Raw genomic sequence first — 25,344 nt, 5'->3', positions numbered from 1 at the left:
TCAGGCGGCCTCCGCTGCCGCGGGCTCCGGCGCGCGGGCGCCGCCGAGGGTGAGCTCGCGGAACACCTCGTCGAGCGTCCTGCCCGGCGCCTCCAGTGCGCGCGGTGTGGCGTCCACCACGACGCGGCCGCGGGCGATGATCACGGCGCGGGTGCAGACGGCGTCCACCTCCTCGAGGATGTGGGTCGAGATCACGATCGCCTTCTCGGGAGCCATGGCGCGGATCAGCTCGCGCACCTCGTGCTTCTGATTGGGGTCGAGGCCGTCGGTGGGCTCGTCCATCACCAGGGCCGGCGGGTCGTGCAGCAGCGCCTGGGCGAGGCCGACGCGGCGTTTGAAGCCCTTGGAGAGCGTCTCGATCGGCTGCAGGCGCACGCCTTCCAGGCTCGTCAGGCGCATCGCGCGGGCGACGCGGTCCTCCGCCTCCGAGCCGCGGTAGCCGCGCACGCGGGCGACGAAGCGGAGAAAGCCCAGGACGCTCATCTCCGGGTAGGTCGGCGCGCCCTCCGGCAGGTAGCCGAGGCAGCGCTTCACCGCCACCGGCTCGTCCACCACGTCGTGGCCGCAGACGCGGGCGGTGCCGGCGCTCGGCGTGACGAAGCCGGCGAGCATCTTCATGGTGGTGGACTTGCCGGCGCCGTTCGGGCCGAGGAAGCCGACCACCTCGCCGCGGTCCACGGTGAAGGAGACGTCGTCCACGGCGGTGAAGCTGCCGAAGCGCTTGGTGAGGCGCTCGATCTCGATCAGCGCGGGCACGGCGTGGTCCCCCTGGGTCACTCCCCCGACGGTGGGCGGATTTACATGCGGGCGGGGGCCTTGCAACCCCCTGCGGCGGCGCCGCCGCCGGAACGGTCCGCCGCCCCCGGCGGGCGGGCGGCGCGGCCGGATCAGCCCGCGTGCAGCGTCTCCATCGCCGCCTCCTTGCCGAACAGCGCAAGCAGCAGCCGCGCCGCCCGCCCGCGCTCGGAGGCGAGCCGCGGGTCCTTCTCGAGCAGCAGCTCCGCGTCCTGGTGGGCGAGGCGGATCAGCCCCTCGTGCTCGACGGGATCGGCGAGGCGGAAGCCGGGCAGGCCGGACTGGCGCGTGCCCAGCGCCTCGCCGGCGCCGCGCAGGCGGAAGTCGGCGTCGGCGATGGCGAAGCCGTCCTCGGTGTCGCGCAGGATCAGCAGGCGCTCGCGCGCGGCGTGGCCGAGGCCCTCGTCGTAGAGCAGCAGGCAGTGGCTCGCCTCCGCGCCGCGCCCGACGCGGCCGCGGAGCTGGTGGAGCTGGGCGAGGCCGAAGCGCTCGGCGTGCTCGATCACCATCACCGTGGCCTCGGGCACGTCCACGCCGACCTCGATCACCGTGGTGGCGACGAGGATGCGCGTGCGGCCGGCGGCGAAGTCGCCGAGCGCCGCCTCGCGCGCGTCCGTCTCCAGCCGGCCGTGGGCGAGGCCGACCAGGGCGCCGAAGCGTTCGCGCAGTTCCGCCGCGCGGGTCTCGGCGGCGGCGATGTCGCTCGCCTCGCTCTCGGCGACATGCGGGCAGACCCAGTAGACGCGCGCGCCGCGGTCGAGGGCGCGGGCGATGGCCTCGGTCACCTCGGGCAGCTGCCTGAGCCCGTGCAGCGTGGTGCGCACCGGCCGCCGCCCCGCGGGCTTGTCGGTGAGCCGGCTGACCGCCATCTCGCCCCACTGCGTCAGCAGCAGCGTGCGCGGGATCGGCGTCGCGGTCATCACCAGCATGTCGGCCTGGCTGCCCTTGCCGGCGAGCATCAGCCGCTGGGCGACGCCGAAGCGGTGCTGCTCGTCCACCACGGCGAGCCCGAGGTCGCGGAACTCCACGCTCTCCTGGAACAGGGCGTGGGTGCCGACGACGATCCTGACCGAGCCCTCGGCAAGCCCGGCCAGCACGCGGCGGCGCTGCGCGCCCTTGACGCTGCCGGTCAGCAGCTCGACGCGGACCCCGGCGGGCAGGCACAGGCGGGCGAGGGTGCGCAGGTGCTGGCGCGCCAGGATCTCGGTCGGCGCCATCAGCGCCGCCTGGGCGCCTGCCTCGACCGCGCGCAGCATCGCCAGCACCGCGACCAGGGTCTTGCCGGAGCCGACATCGCCCTGCAGCAGGCGCAGCATCCGCGTCGGCGCGGCGAGGTCGGCGTCGATCTCGGCCACCGCCCGGGCCTGGCTTGGCGTCAGGGCACGGCCGAAGGCGGCGAGCGCCCGCGCGCGCAGCGTCCCGTCGCCGGTCAGCGCCCGCCCGGGCCGCGCCCGCACCCGCCGCCGCACCAGGCCGAGGGCGAGCTGGCCGGCGAGCAGCTCGTCGTAGGCGAGGCGCCGGCGCGCCCCTTCCGGCAGCGGGCCGGCGGGCACCTGCAGGGCGCGAATCGCGGCGGCGAAGCCGGGCCAGCCCTCGCGCCGCAGGAGCGCCGGGTCCTGCCACTCGGGCAGCTCCGGCAGGCGCTCCAGCGCGGCGCGCATGGCGGCGGCGAGGCGCGGCTGGCTGAGGTCGCGCACCAGCGGCCAGACCGGCTCGGCGAGCGGCAGCGCGGCCTCCTGCGCCGCCGCGAGCGGGTTCAGCATCGCATAGCCGGCGCCCTCCGGCAGCAGCCTGCCGGCGAAGAAGCGCACCTCCCCGACCGGCAGCTTCTCCTTGAGCCAGGCGAGGCGGCCGTTGATATAGCGGATGGTGAGCGGCCGGCCGGCGGCGCTGGCCCGCGCCTCCACATAGGGCCGGCCGGTGCGGGCGACGGCCGCGCGCAGCGAGCGGATGGTGGCGGCCAGCACCACCTCGCCCTCGGCCGGCGCCTCCGCCGGGTCGGCGAGGCGCCGGCGCAGCACCACCCGCTCCGGCAGGTGGAACAGCAGGTCGAGCACCCGCTCCCCGCCCGCCGCCTCGGCGAGCAGCCGCGCGAGGCCCGGGCCCACGCCGCGCAGCGTGGCGAGGGGGGCGAGCAGCGGGGCGAGGCGCGGGTCGGCCTCGGCGGACGGCGCAGCGGGGGCGGCCGGCGGCGCCGCCCCGCGCCGGCCGCCTCGGGCTGACAGGATTCCCATCGGCCTCTATATGCCAGCCCGAGCCCGATCCCACGACATGCCTGACACGACCGAACTGGACCCCCGCCGCCGCCGCCTGCTGTTCCGCGCGCGGCACCGCGGCACCAAGGAGGCGGACCTCCTCATCGGCGGCTTCGTCGCCCGCGCCATCGCCACCCTCTCCGAGCAGGAGCTCGACGAGCTCGAGGCGGTGCTGGAATACCCCGACGCGGACCTCGCCGACTGGCTGTCCGGCCGCCGCCCCGTGCCGGCGGCCTGCGACAGCCCGATGCTGCGCCGGATCGCCGCCGAGGCGGCGGCGCGCGGGGCGGCGGAGGCCCCATGAGCCGCGGCCTCACCGTCTACGGCGCGCCGGAGGGCTACGATGCCCTGCTGATCGCCCGCCGCCGCGCCGAGACCGAGGCGCCGGTCGTGCACGTCTGCCGCGACGACGCGCGCATGGCCCGCGTCGCCGAGGCGCTCGGCTTCTGGGCGCCGGAGATCGAGGTGCTGCGCTTCCCGGCGTGGGACTGCCTGCCCTACGACCGCGTCTCGCCGAACCCGGAGATCGTCGCCGAGCGCGTCGCGACGCTGACCCGGCTGCTCGAGCTCCCCCGTCCCGGCCATCCGCGCGTCGTCGTCACCACCGTCAACGCGCTGGTGCAGAAGGTGCCGCCGCGCGCGGTGTTCCGCGGCGCGACGCTGCACCTCCGCAGGGGCGGACGGCTGCGGCCGGAGGCCCTGCTCGCCTTCCTCGAGGCCAACGGCTACGGGCGCAGCGGCACCGTGATGGAGCCCGGCGAATACGCCGTGCGCGGCGGGATCGTGGACCTCTTCCCGGCCGGCGAGCCCGATCCGGTGCGCCTCGACCTGTTCGGCGACGAGATCGAGAGCCTGCGCCGCTTCGACACCGGAACGCAGCGCAGCGGCCAGGCGCTGGAGGAGCTGTGGCTGCGCCCGGTGGGCGAGGTGTTCCTCGACGCCGAGAGCATCCACCGCTTCCGCACCGGCTACGTGGACCTGTTCGGCGCCGCGGCGACCGACGACCCGCTCTACGTCTCGATCAGCGCCGGGCGCCGGCATCCCGGCATGGAGCACTGGGCCGGGCTGTTCCACGAGCGCATGGAGACGCTGCTCGACTACCTGCCGGGGGCGAGCGTCAGCCTCGACCACCAGGCGGAGGAGGTGCTGGCGGCGCGGCTCGAGATGATCGCCGACCACTACGAGGCGCGCCGCGCCCCGGTGCGGCTCGGCGAGGGCGAGGTGCCCTACCGTCCGTCGCCGCCCGAGCGGCTCTATCTCGACCGCGCCGGCTGGGAGGCGATGCTGGCCGGCGGGCCGCTGCTGCGGTTCACGCCGTCGGCGCGGCCCGAGGGGGCGGAGGGCATCGACGCCGGCGGCCATCCCGGGCCGCTGTTCGCCGATGTCCGCGCCGCCGGGCGCAACGTGTTCGCGGCGTATGCCGAGCACGCCGAGGCGGCGGTGCGCGCCGGGCGACGCCCGATCGTCGCCGCCTGGACGCGCGGCTCGCGCGACCGGCTCGGCAACCTGCTGCGCGAGAACAAGGTCGCCGCGGCCGGCGTCGAGGACTGGGAGGCGGCGCAGGCGCTGCCCCCGGGCGTGGTGGCGCTGATCGTGCTCGGCCTCGAGCGCGGCTTCACCGCGCCCGGCCTCTCCGTGGTGGGGGAGCAGGACCTGCTCGGCGAGCGCCTCGCCCGCCCGCCGCGCCGGCGCCGCCGCGCCGACCAGTTCATCGCCGATGCGACCGAGATCGCCGAGGGCGACCTCGTCGTGCACCAGGACCACGGCATCGGCCGCTACGAGGGGCTGGAGACGATCGAGGTCAACGGCGCGCCGCACGACTGCCTGCGCATCCTCTACGAGGGCGGCGACAAGCTGTTCGTCCCGGTCGAGAACATCGAGGTGCTGTCGCGCTTCGGCTCCGACACCGTCGGGGTCGCGCTCGACCGGCTCGGCGGGACCTCCTGGCAGCACCGCAAGGCGCGTGCGAGGCAGCGCATCCAGGACATGGCGGCGGGGCTGATCCGCATCGCCGCCGAGCGCAAGATGAAGGATGGCCTGGTCGCCATCCCGCCCGAGGGGAGCTGGGACGAGTTCTGCGCCCGCTTCCCCTTCGCCGAGACCGAGGACCAGCAGCGCGCCATCGCCGACGTGCTGGAGGACCTCGCCGCCGGGCGGCCGATGGACCGGCTGGTCTGCGGCGACGTCGGCTTCGGCAAGACCGAGGTGGCGCTGCGCGCCGCCTTCGTGGTGGCGATGGCCGGCGCGCAGGTGGCGGTGATCGTGCCGACGACGCTGCTCGCGCGCCAGCACTACCGCACCTTCGCCGCGCGCTTCGAGGGCTTCCCGCTCAAGGTCGCGCAGCTCTCGCGGCTGGTCTCGGCGAAGGAGGCGGCGGCGGTGCGGGCGGGGCTCAAGGACGGCTCGGTCAACATCGTCATCGGCACCCATGCGCTGCTCGCCAAGGGGATCGAGTTCGCCGACCTCGGCCTGCTGATCGTGGACGAGGAGCAGCACTTCGGCGTCGCGCACAAGGAGAAGCTGAAGGCGCTGAAGAGCGACGTGCACGTGCTTACGCTGACCGCGACGCCGATCCCGCGCACGCTGCAGCTCGCGCTGACCGGCGTGCGCGAGATGAGCGTGATCGCGACGCCGCCCGTGGACCGCCTGGCCGTGCGTACCTTCATCATGCCCTGGGACGGCGTGGTTCTGCGCGAGGCGATCCAGCGCGAGCGCTTCCGCGGCGGCCAGGTGTTCTGCGTCGTGCCGCGCATCGAGGACCTCGAGACGACCGCCGCGCGGCTGCGCGAGATCGTGCCGGAGGCGCGGCTGGTGACCGCGCACGGCCGGCTCGCCGCGACCGAGCTCGAGCGCGTGATGACCGAGTTCGGCGACGGCAAGCACGACATCCTGCTCTCGACCAACATCATCGAGAGCGGACTCGACATGCCGGCGGTCAACACGCTGATCGTGCACCGCGCCGACCTGTTCGGGCTGGCGCAGCTCTACCAGCTCCGCGGCCGGGTCGGGCGCGGCAAGCTGCGCGGCTACGCCTACCTCACCTGGCCGCAGGGCCACCGGCTCTCGCCCGCGGCCGAGAAGCGGCTCGAGGTGATGCAGACGCTCGACAACCTCGGCGCCGGCTTCACCCTGGCGAGCCACGACCTCGACATCCGCGGCGCCGGCAACCTGCTGGGCGAGGAGCAGTCCGGCCACATCCGCGAGGTCGGCATCGAGCTCTACCAGCAGATGCTCGAGGAGGCGGTGGCGGAGCTGCGCGCGGGGCAGGGGCGGCGCGCCGAGACGGAGCGCGACTTCACGCCGCAGATCAACCTCGGCCTGCCGGTGCTGATCCCGGAGGGCTACGTGCCGGACCTGCCGGTGCGCCTCGGCCTCTACCGTCGCATCGGCGCCCTCGACTCCGACAAGGAGGTGGATGCGATGGCGGCCGAGCTCGCCGACCGCTTCGGCCCGCTGCCGGAGGAGGTGGAGAACCTGCTCGCCGTGGTCGCGATCAAGCGGCTGTGCCGCGAGGCGGGGGTGGAGAAGCTGGACGCCGGGCCGAAGGGGATCGTCGTCACCTTCCGGCTCAACCGGTTCGCCAATCCGGGCGGGCTGATCGCCTGGGTGCAGGCGCAGAAGGGGCAGGTGAAGCTGCGCCCGGACCACAAGCTCGCGCTGGTGCGCGAGCTCGATCTGCCGCGCCGGGTGAAGGCGGCGCGCGACCTGCTCGGGGCGCTGGCGCGCGTCGCGCGGCAGGCGCGGGCGGCCTAGCGGCGGGCCGGCTCACTCCTCGGCCAGCGCGACGTCGAGCAGCCGCTCCAGCACCTCCGGCTCCTGCGCGCCGGCGATGGCGTGGCGCCCGCCGATGACGAAGCAGGGCACGCCGTTGATGCCGAGCCGGTGGGCGCGGAGGTTGTCGGCGTGCACCTGTTCCGCCTCCGCCCCGCTGGCGAGGTGGCGGCGCACGGCGAAGGGATCGAGGCCGACCGCGGCGGCGATCGCGGCCAGGGCGTCGTGGTCGCCGATGTCGGCTCCCTCGGCGAAATAGGCGACGAACAGGGCGTCCACCAGCGCGTCGGCCATCCCCTCGCGCGCGGCGAGGCGGACCAGGCGGTGGGCATCGAGGCTCTGCGGCACGCGGCGGATGCGGTCGAAGCGGAAGGGCACGCCCTCGGCCCGGCCGAGCTCGGCGATGGTGGCGTGCAGCCGCCGCGCCCGCTCCTCGCCGCCGAACTTGCGCACGAGGTAGTCCTGGCGCGGCACCCCCTCGCGCGCGATGTCCGGGTTGAGCAGGAACGGCCGCCACTGGATCTCGGCCAGGATGTCCGGGCGGGCGCGGAGCGCGCGGCGCAGGCGCCGCGTGCCGAGGAAGCACCAGGGACAGACCAGGTCGAACACGACCTCGATCTGCAGGTTGGCGCGGGGCGGCGAAAGCAGGTTCACGGCCGCGGCATCCTATCCGGCCGGCCGGGCGGGTGCCACCGCCGAATCGGACGGCGCAGCCCGGCGCGCCCGCTTGACCGGAGCGGCCGGGACGGCGGAGCATGCGGGCCAGCAGGGAGGGAAAGGGATCATGAGCAGGAGCCGGCGGCTCGTCCTCGCAGGCTCGGCGCTCGGCGTCGCCTGTCTCGCCGCGGTCGGGGCGGCGGCGCAGCCGCAGCGGCAGGCGCCGCGCACGCTGGCGATCGGGGCGCAGACACCGCCGAGCGCGATGGACCCGCACTACCACAACACCACCAACAACAACATGGTGCTGCGGGGCCAGATCTTCGAGGCGCTGTTCGACCTCGACACCCGGGCGCAGCGCCAGCCGCGACTCGCGGAGAGCCTGCGGCCGCTCGACGACTTGACCTGGGAGGTGAAGATTCGCCAGGGCGTGCGCTTCCACGACGGCACGCCCTTCGAGGCGGACGACATCGCCTTCACCTTCGCCCGGGTGCCCACGGTGCCGAACAGCCCGGCGCTGTTCACCCCCGCGGTGCGGACCATCGCCGCCGTCGAGGTGGTGGACCCGGCGACGGTGCGCCTGCGCCTGCGCGAGCCGAACCCGCTGCTGCCCTGGGACCTGACCGGGCCGGTGATCCTCTCGCGGCGGGTTCACGGCCCCGACTGGCCGGCCACCGCGGACTTCAACTCCGGCCGCCTCGCCATCGGCACCGGCCCCTACCGCTTCGTCGCCTTCGCCCACAACGAGCGCGTCGAGCTCGCGCGCAACCCGACCTACTGGGGGCCGGCCGAGCCCTGGGAGCGGGTGGTGTACCGCTACATCCCGCAGGCCGGATCGCGCGTCGCCGCGCTGCTGACCGGCGAGGTGGACCTGATCGACTACGTGCCGGTGCAGGACATCCCGCGCCTCGAGCGCGACCGGCGCTTCGCCCTGTTCTCGGTGGACAGCGTCACCTTCGTCTATCTGTTCCCGGACTCGATGCGCGACACCTCGCCGCACGTGTTCGACAAGCAGGGCCGGCCGCTCGCGCGCAACCCGCTCGCCGACCGGCGCGTGCGCGAGGCGCTGTCGCTCGCCATCAACCGGCAGGCGATCGCGGAGCGGCTCTACCAGGGCCAGGCGCGCGCGGCCGACCAGTTCGCCGCTCCGGCCGCCGAGCACCGCATCCCCGACCTGCCGCCGCTGCCCTACGACCCGGCGCGGGCGCGGGCGCTGCTCGCGGAGGCCGGCTGGCCGGACGGCTTCCGCATGACGATCCACGGCCCGAACGGCTTCTTCCCGCTCGACGACAACCTGCTGCAGGCGATCGCGCAGGCCTTCACGCGCATCGGCATCGAGACCCAGGTGCAGGCGCTGCCGCCGGCCAACCTGTTCACGCGGGCGACGAACCGCGAGTTCTCGCTGTTCATGACCTATTTCAGCTCCTACCTGACGATCAACCCGCTGCGCCACGTGGTGATGACGCAGAACCGGGAGCTCGGCTTCGGGCCGTTCAACCGCCAGCGCTACTCGAACCCGGCGGTGGACGAGCCGGCGCGCCAGGCGCTGACGACGATGGACGAGGAGCGGCGCCGGGCGCTGACGCAGCAGGCGGCCCGGGCGCTGCTCGAGGACAAGGGCGTGCTGCCCGTCATCTTCCTGCGCAACACCTGGGCCGGCTGGCGCGACCGCGTGGTGTACGACCCGAGCCCGATCAACCACACCGCGGCGATCCACGCGCGGCCGGCCGAGTAGGCGGGCCGCGCCCCGACGCCGCCGGCGGTCGGACAGGCCCCGCCGGCCGGCGCGAGCGCGGGCCAGGCGGCGCCGCGGGCCGCGCGGACGGGATCAGGCCTGCAGAGCCGCGCCGGGGCGCGCCCGGCCTGGGCGGGCGGGGCTCGCGCGGACGCGGCCGGGGTGGCGGGGCGGCGCAAGCGTGGGGCGTGCCGCGACGCCGCAGGGGCCGGGTGCCGGCAGCGCGGCCGGGCCGGGGGGGGGCGACCGGAACCGCGCAGGGGTCCGCACCGCGGCCCGGCGGGGAACGCCCGGCGGCCGCCAGGACCCGGCCGCTCGTTGCATCGCCGCGGCGGGCATTGGCGCCGGCGTCGGGGAATGGCACATAGGCTGCCGACGGCGGCGCGACGGATTCGGGCGGGGTGGAGGACGGTCGGCCCGCCGGCCGGGGCTCGTGCCGGAGGGGCCGGGGACCGCTGTCCGGCAGGCCTTTTCCGGCGCCACGCCTCGCCCCACATCAGAACGCGCCCCCGGCGGCGCGGGCGGTCCGCGGGCAGGCGGCGATCCGGTATTACCCGCCGGGGCAGGAAGGGACAGACGATGCGTGACCGCGACCCGGTCGAGATCTACTCCAATGCCCTTGTTCCCATGGTCGTCGAGCAGACGGCGCGGGGCGAGCGGGCTTTCGACATCTATTCGCGTCTGCTGAAGGAGCGGATCGTCTTCCTTACCGGCCCGGTATATGACCAGGTGTCGGCCCTGATCTGCGCCCAGTTGCTGTTCCTGGAGAGCGAGAACCCGAACAAGGACATCGCCTTCTACATCAACAGCCCGGGCGGCGTGGTGTCCGCCGGCCTCGCGATCTACGACACCATGCAGTACATCCGCAGCCCGGTCAGCACGGTGTGCATCGGGCAGGCGGCCTCGATGGGCTCGCTCCTGCTCTGCGCCGGCGAGAAGGGCAAGCGCTACGCCCTGCCGAATTCCCGGATCATGGTCCACCAGCCCTCGGGCGGGGCGCAGGGCCAAGCGGCCGACATCGAGATCCAGGCCCGCGAGATCCTCACGCTGCGCAAGCGGCTGAACGAGATCTACGCCCGGCACACCGGCCAGCCGATCGAGCTGATCGAGCGCAAGCTCGATCGCGACACCTTCATGTCGGCCGAGGAGGCACGCGATTTCGGCCTGGTGGATCACGTGGTCGAGCAGCGTCCGCCCTCCATGGCGGCCGAAGGCAGCGCGAAGCCCTGAATGAGCGGTCCGTGCCCCGGGGCGGCCGGGGCGGAGGCGCAGGCGGTGACGGTCGCGCCATGAGGCCGGGGCGCCACACGGCCCCGGCCGGGGCCGGCCGCGCGGCCGATTGCCTTTCCCCCCGGTGCCAAGGGGGCTACAGTCAAGACCATGCCTCCCCGGGTGCCTCCCTGGGCGCCCTGGCGAGCGGAGAGTGCCCATGAGCAAGTCCGGCGATTCGAAGAACACCCTGTACTGCTCGTTCTGCGGCAAATCGCAGCACGAGGTCCGCAAGCTGATCGCCGGCCCCACGGTGTTCATCTGCGACGAGTGCGTCGAGCTCTGCATGGACATCATCCGTGAGGAGCACAAGACGCATCTGGTCAAGTCGCGGGACGGCGTGCCGACCCCGCGCGAGATCTGCAAGGTGCTGGACGACTACGTGATCGGACAGGACCACGCCAAGAAGGTCCTCTCGGTCGCCGTCCACAACCACTACAAGCGCCTCGCGCACGGGGCCAAGAACTCGGACGTCGAGATCGCGAAGTCCAACATCCTGCTGATCGGGCCGACCGGGTCGGGCAAGACGCTGCTCGCCCAGACGCTCGCGCGCATCCTCGACGTACCCTTCACCATGGCCGACGCCACGACCCTGACCGAGGCGGGCTATGTCGGCGAGGATGTCGAGAACATCATCCTCAAGCTGCTGCAGGCGGCGGACTACAACGTGGAGCGGGCGCAGCGCGGCATCGTCTACATCGACGAGGTGGACAAGATCAGCCGCAAGTCCGACAACCCCTCGATCACGCGCGACGTCTCCGGCGAGGGCGTGCAGCAGGCGCTCCTCAAGATCATGGAGGGGACGATCGCCTCGGTGCCGCCGCAGGGCGGGCGCAAGCACCCGCAGCAGGAATTCCTGCAGGTGGACACCACCAACATCCTGTTCATCTGCGGCGGCGCCTTCGCCGGGCTCGAGAAGATCATCGCCGCGCGCGGCAAGGGCTCCGGCATCGGCTTCGGCGCCGAGGTGCGGGCCCCGGACGAGCGGCGCACCGGCGCGATCCTCAAGGAGGTCGAGCCGGAGGACCTGCTCAAGTTCGGCCTGATCCCGGAGTTCATCGGGCGGCTGCCGGTGGTGGCGACCCTCGACGACCTCGACGAGAAGGCGCTGATCGAGATCCTGACCAAGCCGAAGAACGCGCTTCTCAAGCAGTACCAGCGGCTGTTCGAGATGGAGGGGGTGAAGCTCACCTTCACCGAGGACGCGCTGCGCTCGGTGGCGGCGCGCGCCATCCAGCGCAAGACCGGCGCGCGCGGCCTGCGCTCGATCATGGAGCAGATCCTGCTCGGCACCATGTTCGAGTTGCCGAGCCTCGAGGAGGTCGAGGAGGTGGTGGTCAACCGCGAGGTCGCGGAGGGTCGCGCCAGCCCGCTCTACATCTACGGCGAACGGGCCGCGGAGCAGTCCGCCGGCTGAGGCTCGCCTGCGGCGGGGCGCCGCCCGGCGGCGCGGCTCCCGCCACCTGTCCGGCCAGGGCGTGTGCGCTGCGCCGGCGGCCTTGGGCGCTTGGCGCGGCGTGCAAGGCCTTGTGAGGGGTCCGCCGGGGTCCCATCTAGCGGGCAACCCCGCGGCGCCCCGCCCGTGCCGCCCTCCGGGCGGGCCGGGCGCCGACTGTCGAATGCGAGGTCCTGATGGCGGATACGTCTCCCGAAACGCTCCGCGGCGAACTCCTCCCTGTCCTGCCGCTGCGGGACATCGTGGTGTTCCCGCACATGATCGTGCCGCTCTTCGTCGGTCGCGAGAAGAGCGTGCGCGCCCTCGAGGCGGTGATGCGCGACGACAAGCAGATCCTGCTGGTCGCGCAGAAGAACGCCGCGCAGGACGATCCCGCCGCGTCCGACCTCTACGAGGTGGGCACGGTCTCGACCGTGCTGCAGCTCCTGAAGCTTCCCGACGGCACGGTGAAGGTGCTGGTCGAGGGCGGGCGCCGCGCGCGCATCGCCGGCTACAAGGAGACGGAGGCCTATTTCGAGGCCTACGCCGAGATCCTCGCCGAGGAGCCGGGCCCCGACCCGCGCGAGGCGGAGGCGCTGGGGCGCACCGTCGTCTCCCAGTTCGAGCAGTACATCAAGCTCAACAAGAAGATCGCGCCGGAAGTGCTGGTCTCGATCAATCAGATCGACGACCCCTCCAAGCTCGCCGACACGGTGGCGGCGCATCTCAACCTGAAGATCGCCGAGAAGCAGGACCTGCTCGAGACCGTCAACGTGCCGGCGCGGCTCGAGAAGGTCTTCGGCCACATGGAGAGCGAGATCGGCGTCCTCCAGGTGGAGAAGCGCATCCGCAACCGCGTCAAGCGGCAGATGGAGAAGACCCAGCGCGAGTACTACCTGAACGAGCAGCTCAAGGCGATCCAGAAGGAGCTCGGCGAGGGCGAGGACGGCAAGGACGAGGCCGCCGAGCTCGAGGCCAAGATCAAGGCCACCAAGCTGTCGAAGGAGGCGCGCGAGAAGGCGCTGGCCGAGCTCAAGAAGCTCCGCACCATGAGCCCGATGAGCGCCGAGGCGACGGTGGTGCGCAACTACCTCGACTGGATGCTCTCCATCCCCTGGAAGAAGCGCTCCAAGATCAAGAACGACCTCGCCGAGGCCGAGCGGATCCTCAACGCCGACCACTACGGCCTCGAGAAGGTCAAGGAGCGGATCATCGAGTACCTCGCGGTGCAGGCGCGCTCGCCGAAGATCCGCGGGCCGATCCTCTGCCTGGTCGGGCCTCCGGGCGTCGGCAAGACCTCGCTCGGCAAGTCCATCGCCAAGGCGACGGGGCGGAACTTCGTGCGCATGTCGCTCGGCGGCGTGCGCGACGAGGCCGAGATCCGCGGCCACCGGCGGACCTACATCGGCTCGATGCCGGGCAAGATCATCCAGGGGATGCGCAAGGCGAAGACCTCGAACCCGCTCTTCCTGCTCGACGAGATCGACAAGCTCGGCGCCGACTGGCGCGGCGACCCGTCCTCGGCCCTGCTCGAGGTGCTGGACCCGGAGCAGAACTCCACCTTCAACGACCACTACCTGGAGGTGGACTACGACCTCTCGGACGTGATGTTCGTCACCACGGCCAACAGCCTGCGCATGCCGCAGCCGCTGATGGACCGGATGGAGATCATCCGCATCCCCGGCTACACCGAGGACGAGAAGATCGAGATCGCCAAGCGCCACCTGATCCCGAAGCAGGCCGAGGCGAACGGCCTGAAGAAGGGCGAGTGGAGCATCAGCGAGGACGCGCTGCGCGACCTGGTGCGCTACTACACGCGCGAGGCCGGCGTGCGCAACCTCGAGCGCGAGATCGCCGGGCTCGCCCGCAAGGCGGTGAAGGAGATCGTCTCCGGCAAGGCGAAGAAGGTGGCGATCACCCGCAAGAACCTCGAGAAGTACGCGGGCGTGCGCAAGTTCCGCTTCGGCGAGGCCGAGGCGGAGGACATGGTCGGCGTCGTCACCGGCCTCGCCTGGACCGAGGTGGGCGGCGAGATCCTGACGATCGAGAGCGTCACCGTGCCGGGCAAGGGCAAGGTGCAGCACACCGGCAAGCTCGGCGACGTGATGCAGGAGAGCGTCTCGGCGGCGATGAGCTACGTCCGTTCGCGCGCCACCACCTTCGGCATCAAGCCGACGCTGTTCGAGCGGCGCGACATCCACGTCCACGTGCCGGAGGGCGCGACGCCGAAGGACGGCCCCTCGGCCGGCATCGCCATGGCGACCTCGATCGTCTCCGTCCTCACCGGCATCCCGGTGCGCAAGGACATCGCCATGACCGGCGAGATCACGCTGCGCGGGCGGGTGCTGCCGATCGGCGGGCTGAAGGAGAAGCTGCTGGCGGCGCTGCGGGCCGGGGTGAAGACCGTCGTGATCCCGAAGGAGAACGAGAAGGACCTGGCCGAGATCCCGGACAACGTGAAGAAGGGGCTGGAGATCGTCCCGGTCAGCCACGTGGACGAGGTCATCGGGCGGGCCCTGGTCCGCAAGCCTGAGCCGATCCAGTGGGAGGAGCCGGAGGAGGTTCCGGCGCCGCCCCCGGCCGTGGCGCGCCCGACCGCCGATCCCGGCGCCGTGCTGCCGCACTGAGGCCGACGGGCGAGGGCGGGGCGGCGGCAAGCCGGCCCGCCCTCATCCCGCACGGGTGCGACCCGGAATGTCACCCGGGCGTTGCGTTTGCGCCGCAGCGCTCGCGGGGAATGGCGGAAATCCGGGCCGAATCGGCCCCCTTCCGATTGACGGCGAGGAATTCCCTTACCTAGACTGCGCGGAGCAGCGCGGCCCGGGGGAATCGGTCCTGCCTTGCCGCCGCAGAGCAGAGAGGGGGGTTCCCGAATGAACAAGCAGGATCTCATCGCCGCGGTTGCGGATGCCGCGGATCTGCCGAAGGCGAAGGCGGGAGAGGTGGTGGACGCCGTCTTCGACGCCATCCAGAAGTCGCTGAAGAAGAAGCAGGAGGTGCGGCTCGTGGGGTTCGGCACCTTCAGCACCTCCCGGCGCAAGGCCGGCAAGGGCCGCAACCCGCGGACCGGCGAGGAGATCAAGATCCCCGCCAGCACCACCGTGCGGTTCAAGGCCGGCAAGACTCTCAAGGAAGCGGTGAACTGAGCGGCACAGCTCCGCACTCTTGCCGCGCAACCTGTCGCGCCGGCGGGGAGGGGGTGACGTTCCGAAGGGCCGGCTTCTGCCGGCCCTTTGCATTTCCGCCCGGCGCCGCTAGGCGAGCCGGCGAATCCGGTCCCGGCCCGGGGATGAGGGCGGGCACTTAGCTCAGCGGTAGAGCGCCTCGCTTACACCGAGGATGGCGGCGGTTCGAATCCGTCAGTGCCCATGCCCGGGGCGAACACGGCGCCCACGACGGCCGGAGGGTGCTTTCGCGGCGCGCGGCATGCCGCCTTGACACGTCCCGCGCCAGCGCCCTAAACCGCGCGCGCCTGACTGCACGGGCAATGCGGGTGTAGCTCAGTCGGTTAGAGCGCCGGCCTGTCACGCCGGAGGTCGCGGGTTCGAGCCCCGTCACTCGCGCCACCCGTGCCGCTTCTCCCTGGCGGAGATGGCCCCGCCAAGGAGGGCGGGAGCGGCGCGAAGGGCGCAGAAGGGCCGGTTTTTCCCTTCCCGGTTTGGGTGCTCCTGCGCACATTCGGGCACTGTGCAAGACGCCCCCCTATGGCGCGGCAGGCGGGGCAGGGCTAATGTCCGCCGCGCTGCACCGCGGCGAGGCTGCGGCGCGGACGCTGTTCCGCGGCCCAATGCCGTACCGCTGGCCGAAACGAGCGAGCGCGCTGCATGACCCAGCCTCTGCTGGCCGATTACTTCCCGATTCTGGTCTTCCTCGTCATCGCCGGCGGGGTCGCGGCCGCCATGGTCGGCGGCAACCTCCTCCTGGCGCGGCGGAAGCCCGACCCGGAGAAGCTCTCGCCCTACGAGTGCGGCTTCGAGCCGTTCGGCGACACGCGCCGGCGCTTCGACGTGCGGTTCTACCTGGTGGCGATCCTCTTCATCATCTTCGACCTCGAGGTCGCCTTCTTGTTCCCCTGGGCCGTCGGGCTCGGCGAGATCGGCTGGTTCGGCTTCTGGTCCATGATGGCCTTCCTGCTCGTCCTGACGGTGGGGTTCCTCTACGAGTGGCGCAAAGGCGCCCTGGAGTGGGAGTAGCGATGCGATGAGCGGTGCGACCGACGCCATCGCCTGGAACCGCGAGCACCTGCCGCCCGGGCCGGAGCAGGACGCGGTCGTCAAGGGCATCACCGGCGAGATCGAGGAGAAGGGCTTCATCGTCGCCAGCCTCGACCGGGTGGTGAACTGGGCGCGCACGGGCAGCCTGTGGCCGATGACCTTCGGCCTCGCCTGCTGCGCGGTGCCGATGATCCACGCCTACATGGCGCGCTACGACCTCGACCGGTTCGGCATCATCCCGCGCGGCTCCCCGCGCCAGTCGGACGTGATGATCGTGGCGGGGACGCTGACCAACAAGATGGCCCCGGCGCTGCGCAAGGTGTACGACCAGATGGCGGAGCCGCGCTGGGTGATCTCGATGGGGAGCTGCGCCAACGGCGGCGGCTACTACCACTACTCCTACAGCGTCGTGCGCGGCTGCGACCGGATCGTGCCGGTGGACGTGTACGTGCCGGGCTGCCCGCCGACGGCGGAGGCGCTCGTGTACGGCATCCTGCAGCTGCAGAAGAAGATCCGCCGGACGGGGACGATCCTCCGTGGCTGAGGGCGAGCTGACGGCCACGGCGGCGGGGGAGGCGACGGCGCCCCTGCGCGCGCTCGGCGCCGCGATCGCGGAGGCGGCGCCGGCGGGTGCGCTCGAGTCGGTCGAGATCGAGCGCGGCGCCGAGCTGGTTCTGCGCGTGCGGCGCGAGGCGCTGCTGCCGGTGATGGCGCTGCTGCGCGACGACCCGCGCTTCGCCTTCGAGCAGTGCGTGGACATCTGCGGCGTGGACTGGCCCGGGCGGCCGCGGCGGTTCGACGTGGTGTACAACCTGCTGAGCCTCTCCTGGAACCGCCGTCTGCGCGTGATCGTCGAGACCGACGAGGCGACGCCGGTGCCGAGCGTGAAGGACCTCTGGCCGAGCGCCACCTGGTACGAGCGCGAGGCCTGGGACATGTTCGGCATCGTCTTCGAGGGCCAGACCGACCTGCGGCGGATCCTCACCGACTACGGCTTCGAGGGGCATCCGCTGCGCAAGGACTTCCCGCTCACCGGCTATGTCGAGGTGCGCTACGACGAGGAGCGCAAGCAGGTCGTGTACGAGCCGGTGAAGCTGACCCAGGACTTCCGCAATTTCGACTTCCTTTCCCCGTGGGAGGCGATGACGACGCTGCCCGGCGACGAGAAGGTGCACGCCAGCCGCGAGCGCCTCGGGGGGCAGGCGCCGCCGGATCGCCTGGAGGGTCCCAGCCAATGAGCGGCAGCAGCCACATCGCCGCCGGGGGTGGCCAGGTCCGGGGCGCTGCCGCGGGCCTCGCACTGCACGAGCCGCCGGCCGCGCCCCCCGGCGCGGAGGAACCGTCGGCCGCGACGCGCACGGTGGAGGTGGACAGCCACGCCATCAATTTCGGCCCCCAGCACCCGGCCGCGCACGGCGTGCTGCGTCTCATCCTCGAGATGAAGGGCGAGGTGGTGGAGCGCGCCGACCCGCACATCGGCCTGCTGCACCGCGGCACCGAGAAGCTGATCGAGTACAAGACCTACCTCCAGGCGATGCCCTACATGGACCGCCTGGACTACGTCTCGCCGATGTGCATGGAGCACAGCTTCGTGCTCGCGGTGGAGCGTCTGCTCGGCATCGAGCAGGACGTGCCGGAGCGCGCGCGATGGATCCGCACGCTGTATGCGGAGCTGACGCGCATCGCCAACCACCTGCTCAACGTCACCACCTTCGCGCTCGACGTCGGCGCCATCACGCCCGCGCTGTGGGGCTTCGAGCAGCGCGAGGCGATCCTCGAATTCTACGAGGCGGCGGGGGGAAGCCACTACCACGCCAACTACTTCCGCGCCGGCGGCGTCTCGCGCGACATCCCGCCGCAGGTGCTCGACCGCGTCGCGGACTGGGCGCGACGGTTCCCCTCCTTCCTCGACGATCTCGAGGGGTTGCTGACCGAGAACCGCATCTTCAAGCAGCGCACCGTGGACATCGGCGTGATGACGCCGGAGCAGGCGATCGCCTGGGGGTTCAGCGGCCCCTGCCTGCGCGCTTCCGGCTGCGCCTGGGACCTGCGCAAGGCGCAGCCCTACGAGATGTACGACCGGGTCGAGTTCGAGGTGCCGGTCGGGCGGCACGGCGACTGCTACGACCGCTACCTGGTCCGCATGCACGAGATGCGTCAGTCCCTGCGGATCGTCGAGCAGTGCCTGGACCGCATGCGGCCCGGCCCGGTGAAGATCCAGGACCACAAGATCGTGCCGCCGCCGCGCGCCGAGATGAAGCGCTCGATGGAGGCGCTGATCCACCACTTCAAGCTCTACACCGAGGGCTACCACGTGCCGGCGGGCGCGACCTACACCGCGACCGAGGCGCCGAAGGGCGAGTTCGGCGTCTACCTGGTGGCCGACGGCACCAACAGGCCCTATCGCTGCAAGATCCGCGCGCCGGGCTACGCGCACCTGCAGGCGCTCGAGGCCCTCTCCAAGGGCCACATGCTCGCCGACACGGTGGCGATCATCGGCTCGCTCGACATCGTCTTCGGGGAGATTGACCGGTGAGTGGCGGCAGCGGCGCCTCGCCCGAGAACGGCGGCGGCATCGGCGCGACCCAGGCGGCGGACGAGGCGGAGCGGCACCAGCCGGCGCACTTCGCCTTCGACGAGGAGAGCGAGCGGCGGATTCCGGGCATCCTCGCGCGCTATCCGGAGACGAGGAAGGCGAGCGCGGTGATCCCGCTGCTGTGGCTGGTGCAGGAGCAGATGCGCCGGCAGACCGGCAGCGCCTGGGTGCCGAAGGCGGCGATGGACGTGGTCGCGGCGCGGCTCGGCATGCCGCCGATCCGCGTCTACGAGGTCGCGACCTTCTACTTCATGTTCAATACCCGTCCGATCGGGCGCCATCACCTGCAGGTCTGCGGCACCACGCCCTGCATGCTGCGCGGCGCCGAGGAGGTGGCGCGGGCCTGCCGCGACGCCACCGGCATCAAGGCCTATGGCGAGACCAGCGCCGACGGGATGTTCACGCTCAGCGAGGTCGAGTGCCTCGGCGCCTGCGTCAACGCGCCGGTGCTGCAGGTGGACTTGGACTACTACGAGGATCTCGACTACGAGAGCACGGTGCGGCTGATCGAGGCGCTGCGGCGCGGCGAGCGGCCGAGGCCCGGCAGCGTCATCGGCCGCCAGGCGAGCGCACCGGAGGGCGAGCGCACCACGCTGCTAGACGTGCCGGGGGAGTGAGGGCGCAGCGATGGCGCTGAGCGACAAGGACCGCATCTTCACCAACCTCTACGGCCTGCAGCCCTGGTCGCTGCATGCCGCGCGCAGGCGCGGCGCCTGGGACAACACCGCCGCGCTGATCGCCAAGGGGCGCGACTGGATCATCGAGGAGGTGAAGAATTCCGGCCTGCGCGGCCGTGGCGGCGCCGGCTTCCCCACCGGGCTCAAGTGGTCGTTCATGCCGAAGCAGTCGGACGGGCGGCCGCACTACCTCGTCGTCAACGCGGACGAGTCCGAACCGGGCACCTGCAAGGACCGCGACATCATCCGCCACGATCCGCACCTGCTGATCGAGGGCTGCCTGCTCGCCGGCTTCGCGATGGGGGCTAACACCGGCTACATCTACATCCGCGGCGAGTACTACAACGAGAGCGTCGTGCTCGAGGCCGCGATCCGCGAGGCCTACGAGGCCGGGCTGCTCGGCCGGAACGCGGCGCGCAGCGGCTGGGACTTCGACCTCCACGTCCACCGCGGCGCCGGCGCCTACATCTGCGGCGAGGAGACCGCCCTCATCGAGTCGCTCGAGGGCAAGAAAGGCATGCCGCGCCTGAAGCCGCCCTTCCCGGCGGCGGTCGGGCTCTACGGCTGCCCGACCACGGTGAACAACGTCGAGACCATCGCCGTGGTGCCGGCGATCCTCCGCCGCGGCGCCGCCTGGTTCGCGAGCTTCGGGCGGCCGAAGAACCACGGCACCAAGATCTTCTGCATCCAGGGCCACGTGAACCGGCCCTGTAATGTGGAGGAGGAGATGTCCATTCCGCTGCGCGAGCTGATCGAGCGGCACGCGGGCGGGGTGCGCGGGGGGTGGGACAACCTGCTCGCGGTGATCCCGGGCGGGTCCTCGACGCCGCTGATCCCGAAGCACATCTGCGACGACGTGCTGATGGACTTCGATGCGCTGCGCGACGTGAAATCGGGTCTCGGCACGGCGGGCGTGATCGTGATGGACAAGTCCACCGACATCATCAAGGCGATCGCGCGCTTGTCCAAGTTCTACAAGCACGAGAGCTGCGGCCAGTGCACCCCCTGCCGCGAGGGCATGGGCTGGGTCTGGCGGGTGATGGAGCGCATGGTCGAGGGACGCGCGGAGATCGAGGAGATCGACGTGCTCGAGGAGGTGACGCGCCGGATCGAGGGCCACACGATCTGCGCCCTCGCCGACGGCGGCGTCTGGCCGGTGCAGGGGCTGATCCGCCACTTCCGGCCGCTTATGGAAGAGCGCATCGCGGCGTACAGGGCGCGGCACGGCTCGCCGCAGCCGGCGCTGCCGATGGCGGCGGAGTAGCGCGCGATGGCGAAGGTCACGGTTGACGGGATCGAGGTCGAGGTCCCGAACGGCGCGACGGTGCTCCAGGCCTGCGAGGCGGCGGGCAAGGAGATCCCGCGCTTCTGCTACCACGAGCGGCTCTCGATCGCCGGCAATTGCCGCATGTGCCTGGTCGAGCTGGAGAAGGCGCCGAAGCCGATCGCCTCCTGCGCCTATCCGGTCGCCGACGGCATGGTGATCCGCACCGACAGCCCGATGGTGCGCAACGCGCGCCGCGGGGTGATGGAGTTCCTGCTGATCAACCACCCCCTCGACTGCCCGATCTGCGACCAGGGCGGGGAGTGCGACCTGCAGGACCAAGCCTACGGCTACGGCATGGACCGCTCGCGCTACCGCGAGGCGAAGCGGGCCGTGAAGGACAAGTACGTCGGGCCGCTGATCAAGACCATCATGACGCGGTGCATCCACTGCACCCGCTGCATCCGCTTCTCGCAGGAGGTCGCCGGCGTGCCGGAGCTCGGCGCGACGGGGCGCGGCGAGGCGATGGAGGTCGGCACCTACGTCGAGCAGGCGCTGCGCACCGAACTCTCCGGCAACCTGATCGACATCTGCCCGGTCGGCGCGCTGACCAGCCGGCCCTATGCCTTCGCCGCGCGCCCCTGGGAGCTGCGCAAGACCGACAGCGTGGACGTCCTGGACGCGGTCGGCTGCAACATCCGGGTGGACAGCCGGGGGCCGGAGGTGCTGCGCATCCTGCCACGGACCAACGACGCGGTGAACGAGGAGTGGCTCGGCGACCGCTCCCGCTTCGCGCTGGACGGGCTGAAGCGTCGCCGGCTCGACCGTCCCTGGGTACGCAGGGACGGCAGGCTCTTGCCGGCGACCTGGCCGGAGGCCTTCGCGGCGATAGCGCGGCGGCTCACCGCGCTGCCCGGGCACCGGATCGGCGCGGTGGCGGGCGACCTGGCGGACGCGGAGTCGGTCGTGGCGCTGAAGGACCTGATGACGGCGCTCGGCAGCGCGAACCTGGACTGCCGGCAGGACGGCGCGGCGCTCGACGCCTCGCGCCGCGACTTCTACCTGTTCAACACCACGATCGCCGGCATCGAGGAGGCGGACGCGCTGCTGATCATCGGCAGCAATCCGCGCGTCGAGGCGCCGGTGCTCAACGCCCGCATCCGCAAGCGCGCCATCGCGGGCAGGCCCTTCCCGGTGGGATACATCGGCCCGCACGGCGTCAACCTCACCTATCCGGCGGCGCATCTGGGGGAGGGGCCGGCGGCGCTGCGCGCCCTGCTCGGCGCCGCGCACCCCTTCGCCGAGACGCTGCGCAAGGCGGACCGGCCGATGCTGATCCTCGGCCGCGGCGCGGTCGCGCGCGCCGACGGCGCGGCGGTGCTGGCGGCTGCCTGGCAGCTCGCGACCGAAACCGGGATGCTGAGGCCGGACTGGCACGGATTCAACCTGCTGCACCTGTTCGGCGGCCAGGTCGGCGCGCTCGACCTCGGCTTCGTGCCGGGAGAGGGCGGCAAGGACCTCGCCGCGATGCTGGCGGGGGACGTGGACGCGCTCTGGCTGCTCGGCGCGGACGGCTTCGATCCGGCGCGCATCCCGCCCTCGACCTTCGTGATCTACCAGGGGCATCACGGTGACCGTGCCGCTTCACGCGCCGACGTGATCTTGCCCGGTGCCGCCTACACCGAGAAGGACGGAACCTACGTCAACACCGAGGGCCGGGTGCAGCGCGGCTATCTCTCGGTGTTTCCGCCCGGCGAGGCCCGCGAGGACTGGAAGATCGTCCGCGCCTTCAGCGAAGGCATCGGCAAGCGCCTGCCCTATGACGACCTCGATGCGCTGCGCGCGCGCCTGGCCGGGGCGAACCCGGTCTTCGGCACGATCGGGACGCTGGAGCGCCGAGGCTGCGCGGACACGCGCGGTCCTGCCGGCGACCCCGCAGCGCTGGGCGAGAGCCCCTTCGTGCTGCCGATCACGAACTACTACCAGGCGGACGCCATCAGCCGCGCTTCCGATACCATGGCGGAGTGCGCGCGGATCTACGGCGGCGCGGCGCCAGCGAAGCTGGCGGCGGAGTGAGGCGCGGACATGGACGCTTTCCTCGCCTCGCCCGTCGGACAGGTCGCGATCACGGTCGCGCACTCGCTCGCGATCCTGGTTCCGCTGCTGATCGCCGTCGCCTACGTCACCTGGGCCGAGCGCAAGGTGCTGGCCGCCATGCAGCTCCGCAAGGGGCCGAACGTGGTCGGGCCCTTCGGCCTGCTGCAGCCCTTCGCCGACGCGCTGAAGGCGATGTTCAAGGAAACGGTGATCCCGACCGGCGCGAACCGCGTGCTGTTCATGCTCGCGCCGATGATCACCGTGACGCTCGCGCTGATCGCCTGGGCGGTGATCCCGGTGGCGGACGGGTGGGCGGCGGCGGACATCAACGTCGGCGTGCTCTATCTGTTCGCGATCTCCTCGCTCGGCGTCTACGGCATCATCATCGCCGGCTGGGCCAGCAACTCGAAATACGCCTTCCTCGGAGCGCTGCGCTCGGCGGCGCAGATGGTGAGCTACGAGGTCTCGATCGGCTTCGTCATCGTCACCGTGCTGCTCTGGGCCGGCTCGCTGAATCTGAACGAGATCGTGCGCGCGCAGGAGCGGGTGTGGTTCTTCATCCCGCTTTTCCCGATGTTCGTCGTGTTCTTCATCTCCGCGCTCGCCGAGACCAACCGCGCCCCCTTCGACCTGCCGGAGGGCGAGAGCGAGCTGGTGGCGGGATTCTTCGTCGAGTACAGCACGATCGGCTTCACGCTGTTCTTCCTCGGCGAGTACGCGAACATCGTGCTGATGTCGGCGATGACCGCCATCCTGTTCCTGGGAGGCTGGCAGCCGCCTCTGCATGTCGAGCCCTTCACCTGGATCCCCGGGGTCGTGTGGTTCATCCTGAAGACGGCGTTCTTCGTCTTCGTCTTCATCTGGGTGCGCGCGACCTTCCCGCGCTACCGCTACGACCAGCTCATGCGCCTGGGCTGGAAGGTGTTCCTGCCGCTCAGCCTGTTCTGGCTGGTGGTGACCGCGGCGCTGCTCAAGCTGACCGGCTGGTTGCCGGCATGAACGCGCCCGCCGAATCCAGGGACGGGACTGCCCTGCGGCGTCCCGTCGCGAGGTGAGAGAGATGGCTGCACTCGACCGCGTCGCCCGCAGCATGCTGCTTTCCGAGCTGCTCTCGGGCATGATGCTGACGCTAAAGTACTTCTTCACGAAGCCGGCGGTGACGCTGAACTACCCCTATGAGCGCTATCCGCTCTCGCCTCGCTTCAAGGGCGAGCACGCGCTGCGCCGGTATCCGAACGGGGAGGAGCGCTGCATCGCCTGCAAGCTGTGCGAGGCGATCTGCCCCGCGCTTGCCATCACCATCGAGGCCGAGCCCCGCGAGGACGGCTCCCGCCGCACCACGCGCTACGACATAGACATGGTGAAGTGCATCTACTGCGGCATGTGCGAGGAGGCCTGTCCGGTGGACGCCATCGTCGAGGGTCCGAACCTGGAATTCGCCGTCGAGACGCGCGAGGAGCTGATCTACCACAAGGAAAAGCTGCTCGAGAACGGCGACCGCTGGGAGCCGATCATCGCCGAACGGCTGCGGCTCGACGCGCCCTACCGCTGAGGCTGCCGGGAATGCTCGCCGCCGTCGCCTTCTACGCCTTCTCCGCCGTGCTCATCGCCTCGGCGGCGATGGTCGTCGTTGCCCGGAATCCCGTGCATTCCGTGCTGTTCCTCATCCTCGCGTTCTTCAACGCTGCGGGCCTGATGCTGATCGCGGGGGGCGAGTTCCTGGCGATGATCCTCGTCATCGTCTATGTGGGCGCCGTCGCGGTGCTGTTCCTGTTCGTGGTGATGATGCTCGACGTGGACTTTGCCCGGATGCGCGAAGGCTTCCAGCGCTATGCGCCGGTCGGCGCCCTGGTCGGCGGCGTGCTGCTTGTCGAGTTGCTCTTCGTGCTCGGGTCCTGGCGGTTCGCGCCGGAGGCGCCCGGGTTGCGCCTGAGCCCGAACCCCGGCGCGACCGTCGGCAACACCGAGGCGCTGGCGCGCATCCTCTACACGGACAATGTGCTGCTGTTCCAGGCAGCGGGCGTCATACTGCTGGTCGCGATGATCGGCGCGATCGTGCTGACCCTCCGAGAGCGTCCCGGGACGCGCCGGCAGGTCATCGCAGCCCAGGTTGCGCGCGCTCCGGCCGAGACAGTGGTCCTGCGCCAGGTGCCGATCGGTGCCGGGCTCAAGAACATCGGCATCCTGCGCCCGCCGCCGGCGGCGGAGGAGCGGGAGGCCTTGTCGGAACCCGAACGCCACGGCCATGGCGGAGGGCACCACTGAAATGGCGATCACCCTCGCGCACTACCTGATCGTCGCGGCGATCCTGTTCGTCCTCGGCATCTTCGGCATCTTCCTCAACCGGAAGAACGTCATCGTCATCTTGATGTCGGTCGAGCTGATCCTGCTCGCCGTCAATCTCAACCTCGTCGCTTTTTCCTCGGCGCTGAACGACCTGACAGGCCAGGTCTTCGCGATGTTCGTGCTGACCGTCGCTGCGGCCGAGGCGGCGATCGGCCTCGCCATCGTGGTGATCTACTTCCGCAACAAGGGCAGCATCGAGGTCGAGGACATCTCGACCCTGAAGGGCTGAGGCA

Annotated in this window: 21 protein-coding genes and 2 tRNA genes; 20 read left to right on the top strand and 3 right to left on the bottom strand. The window is 71.6% G+C overall.

Features of this window, described 5'->3' with window-relative positions:
• Both K1J50_RS03330 and recG read right to left on the bottom strand, forming a co-directional pair.
• The gene (locus tag K1J50_RS03330) at positions 1-756 is read right to left on the bottom strand and encodes an ABC transporter ATP-binding protein (protein ID WP_220116014.1); all 756 of its coding nucleotides are present in this window, start codon (positions 754-756) and stop codon (positions 1-3) included.
• A 131-nt stretch (positions 757-887) separates the two neighbouring features.
• A complete protein-coding gene (gene recG, locus K1J50_RS03325; RefSeq protein ID WP_220116013.1) occupies positions 888-3,029 on the bottom strand; it encodes an ATP-dependent DNA helicase RecG in 2,142 nt (713 codons plus the stop codon).
• A 37-nt stretch (positions 3,030-3,066) separates the two neighbouring features.
• Between recG and K1J50_RS03320 the strand changes: the two genes are divergently transcribed.
• Entirely contained in the window at positions 3,067-3,354 is a 288-nt protein-coding gene (locus K1J50_RS03320; RefSeq protein WP_255574867.1) for an FAD assembly factor SdhE, read from the top strand.
• The gene (mfd, locus tag K1J50_RS03315; protein WP_220116011.1) at positions 3,351-6,803 is read left to right on the top strand and encodes a transcription-repair coupling factor; all 3,453 of its coding nucleotides are present in this window, start codon (positions 3,351-3,353) and stop codon (positions 6,801-6,803) included. Before K1J50_RS03320 ends, mfd begins: the two co-directional genes overlap by 4 nt.
• Positions 6,804-6,815: 12 nt before the next feature.
• Here the strand turns inward: mfd and K1J50_RS03310 are convergent, their stop codons facing one another.
• Positions 6,816-7,475: a DsbA family oxidoreductase gene (locus K1J50_RS03310; RefSeq protein ID WP_220116010.1), complete on the bottom strand. Its 660-nt coding sequence runs from the start codon at positions 7,473-7,475 to the stop codon at positions 6,816-6,818.
• A gap of 130 nt (positions 7,476-7,605) precedes the next feature.
• On the opposite strand from K1J50_RS03310, the gene K1J50_RS03305 reads away from it, so the two are divergent.
• The 18 genes from K1J50_RS03305 to nuoK all read left to right on the top strand — a co-directional run bounded on the left by K1J50_RS03305 (position 7,606) and on the right by nuoK (position 25,340).
• Complete coding sequence (locus K1J50_RS03305; RefSeq protein WP_220116009.1) at positions 7,606-9,213, top strand: ABC transporter substrate-binding protein; 1,608 nt, start codon at positions 7,606-7,608, stop codon at positions 9,211-9,213.
• A gap of 579 nt (positions 9,214-9,792) precedes the next feature.
• Complete coding sequence (clpP, locus tag K1J50_RS03300; protein WP_220116008.1) at positions 9,793-10,443, top strand: ATP-dependent Clp endopeptidase proteolytic subunit ClpP; 651 nt, start codon at positions 9,793-9,795, stop codon at positions 10,441-10,443.
• Positions 10,444-10,642: 199 nt separating this feature from the next.
• Positions 10,643-11,899, top strand: coding sequence for an ATP-dependent Clp protease ATP-binding subunit ClpX (gene clpX, locus K1J50_RS03295; RefSeq protein ID WP_220116007.1), 1,257 nt, complete (start codon positions 10,643-10,645; stop codon positions 11,897-11,899).
• Positions 11,900-12,114: 215 nt separating this feature from the next.
• On the top strand, positions 12,115-14,544 hold the full coding sequence (gene lon / locus K1J50_RS03290) for an endopeptidase La (RefSeq protein WP_220116006.1): 2,430 nt from the start codon (positions 12,115-12,117) through the stop codon (positions 14,542-14,544).
• 246 nt (positions 14,545-14,790) lie between these two features.
• Positions 14,791-15,063: an HU family DNA-binding protein gene (locus tag K1J50_RS03285; protein WP_220116005.1), complete on the top strand. Its 273-nt coding sequence runs from the start codon at positions 14,791-14,793 to the stop codon at positions 15,061-15,063.
• A 151-nt stretch (positions 15,064-15,214) separates the two neighbouring features.
• Positions 15,215-15,286: transfer RNA gene (locus K1J50_RS03280), tRNA-Val, on the top strand.
• A gap of 120 nt (positions 15,287-15,406) precedes the next feature.
• A tRNA-Asp gene (locus K1J50_RS03275) sits at positions 15,407-15,483 on the top strand.
• 258 nt (positions 15,484-15,741) lie between these two features.
• Complete coding sequence (locus tag K1J50_RS03270) at positions 15,742-16,110, top strand: NADH-quinone oxidoreductase subunit A (protein ID WP_220116004.1); 369 nt, start codon at positions 15,742-15,744, stop codon at positions 16,108-16,110.
• A 7-nt stretch (positions 16,111-16,117) separates the two neighbouring features.
• The gene (locus tag K1J50_RS03265; RefSeq protein ID WP_220116003.1) at positions 16,118-16,675 is read left to right on the top strand and encodes a NuoB/complex I 20 kDa subunit family protein; all 558 of its coding nucleotides are present in this window, start codon (positions 16,118-16,120) and stop codon (positions 16,673-16,675) included.
• Positions 16,668-17,369, top strand: coding sequence for an NADH-quinone oxidoreductase subunit C (locus K1J50_RS03260; protein ID WP_408869358.1), 702 nt, complete (start codon positions 16,668-16,670; stop codon positions 17,367-17,369). The genes K1J50_RS03265 and K1J50_RS03260 overlap by 8 nt, the downstream gene beginning before the upstream one ends.
• Entirely contained in the window at positions 17,366-18,667 is a 1,302-nt protein-coding gene (locus tag K1J50_RS03255; protein WP_220116002.1) for an NADH-quinone oxidoreductase subunit D, read from the top strand. Before K1J50_RS03260 ends, K1J50_RS03255 begins: the two co-directional genes overlap by 4 nt.
• 38 nt (positions 18,668-18,705) lie before the next feature.
• A complete protein-coding gene (locus K1J50_RS03250) occupies positions 18,706-19,344 on the top strand; it encodes a complex I 24 kDa subunit family protein (protein WP_220116054.1) in 639 nt (212 codons plus the stop codon).
• Between the two features lie 10 nt (positions 19,345-19,354).
• The gene (gene nuoF, locus K1J50_RS03245; protein WP_220116001.1) at positions 19,355-20,668 is read left to right on the top strand and encodes an NADH-quinone oxidoreductase subunit NuoF; all 1,314 of its coding nucleotides are present in this window, start codon (positions 19,355-19,357) and stop codon (positions 20,666-20,668) included.
• Positions 20,669-20,674: 6 nt separating this feature from the next.
• The gene (gene nuoG, locus K1J50_RS03240) at positions 20,675-22,744 is read left to right on the top strand and encodes an NADH-quinone oxidoreductase subunit NuoG (protein WP_220116000.1); all 2,070 of its coding nucleotides are present in this window, start codon (positions 20,675-20,677) and stop codon (positions 22,742-22,744) included.
• Positions 22,745-22,753: 9 nt separating this feature from the next.
• Positions 22,754-23,764: an NADH-quinone oxidoreductase subunit NuoH gene (gene nuoH, locus K1J50_RS03235; protein ID WP_220115999.1), complete on the top strand. Its 1,011-nt coding sequence runs from the start codon at positions 22,754-22,756 to the stop codon at positions 23,762-23,764.
• 61 nt (positions 23,765-23,825) lie between these two features.
• The gene (nuoI, locus tag K1J50_RS03230) at positions 23,826-24,317 is read left to right on the top strand and encodes an NADH-quinone oxidoreductase subunit NuoI (protein ID WP_220115998.1); all 492 of its coding nucleotides are present in this window, start codon (positions 23,826-23,828) and stop codon (positions 24,315-24,317) included.
• A gap of 11 nt (positions 24,318-24,328) precedes the next feature.
• Entirely contained in the window at positions 24,329-25,030 is a 702-nt protein-coding gene (locus K1J50_RS03225; RefSeq protein WP_220115997.1) for an NADH-quinone oxidoreductase subunit J, read from the top strand.
• Entirely contained in the window at positions 25,011-25,340 is a 330-nt protein-coding gene (gene nuoK / locus K1J50_RS03220) for an NADH-quinone oxidoreductase subunit NuoK (protein WP_456304549.1), read from the top strand. Before K1J50_RS03225 ends, nuoK begins: the two co-directional genes overlap by 20 nt.
• The last annotated feature ends 4 nt before the right edge of the window (positions 25,341-25,344 follow it).

It is taken from the genome of Caldovatus aquaticus, assembly GCF_019458025.1.
GTDB classification, from domain to species: Bacteria; Pseudomonadota; Alphaproteobacteria; order Acetobacterales; family Acetobacteraceae; genus Caldovatus; species Caldovatus aquaticus.
This window is presented reverse-complemented; position numbering and strand designations above follow the sequence as displayed.

Coding starts and splice junctions, on each gene's coding strand:
- recG (WP_220116013.1), bottom strand. CDS start 3,029: ATGGGAATCCTGTCAGCCCGAGGCGGCCGGCGCGGGGCGGCGCCGCCG.
- K1J50_RS03320 (WP_255574867.1), top strand. CDS start 3,067: ATGCCTGACACGACCGAACTGGACCCCCGCCGCCGCCGCCTGCTGTTC.
- mfd (WP_220116011.1), top strand. CDS start 3,351: ATGAGCCGCGGCCTCACCGTCTACGGCGCGCCGGAGGGCTACGATGCC.
- K1J50_RS03305 (WP_220116009.1), top strand. CDS start 7,606: ATGAGCAGGAGCCGGCGGCTCGTCCTCGCAGGCTCGGCGCTCGGCGTC.
- clpP (WP_220116008.1), top strand. CDS start 9,793: ATGCGTGACCGCGACCCGGTCGAGATCTACTCCAATGCCCTTGTTCCC.
- clpX (WP_220116007.1), top strand. CDS start 10,643: ATGAGCAAGTCCGGCGATTCGAAGAACACCCTGTACTGCTCGTTCTGC.
- lon (WP_220116006.1), top strand. CDS start 12,115: ATGGCGGATACGTCTCCCGAAACGCTCCGCGGCGAACTCCTCCCTGTC.
- K1J50_RS03285 (WP_220116005.1), top strand. CDS start 14,791: ATGAACAAGCAGGATCTCATCGCCGCGGTTGCGGATGCCGCGGATCTG.
- K1J50_RS03270 (WP_220116004.1), top strand. CDS start 15,742: ATGACCCAGCCTCTGCTGGCCGATTACTTCCCGATTCTGGTCTTCCTC.
- K1J50_RS03265 (WP_220116003.1), top strand. CDS start 16,118: ATGAGCGGTGCGACCGACGCCATCGCCTGGAACCGCGAGCACCTGCCG.
- K1J50_RS03255 (WP_220116002.1), top strand. CDS start 17,366: ATGAGCGGCAGCAGCCACATCGCCGCCGGGGGTGGCCAGGTCCGGGGC.
- nuoF (WP_220116001.1), top strand. CDS start 19,355: ATGGCGCTGAGCGACAAGGACCGCATCTTCACCAACCTCTACGGCCTG.
- nuoG (WP_220116000.1), top strand. CDS start 20,675: ATGGCGAAGGTCACGGTTGACGGGATCGAGGTCGAGGTCCCGAACGGC.
- nuoH (WP_220115999.1), top strand. CDS start 22,754: ATGGACGCTTTCCTCGCCTCGCCCGTCGGACAGGTCGCGATCACGGTC.
- nuoI (WP_220115998.1), top strand. CDS start 23,826: ATGGCTGCACTCGACCGCGTCGCCCGCAGCATGCTGCTTTCCGAGCTG.
- K1J50_RS03225 (WP_220115997.1), top strand. CDS start 24,329: ATGCTCGCCGCCGTCGCCTTCTACGCCTTCTCCGCCGTGCTCATCGCC.
- nuoK (WP_456304549.1), top strand. CDS start 25,011: ATGGCGGAGGGCACCACTGAAATGGCGATCACCCTCGCGCACTACCTG.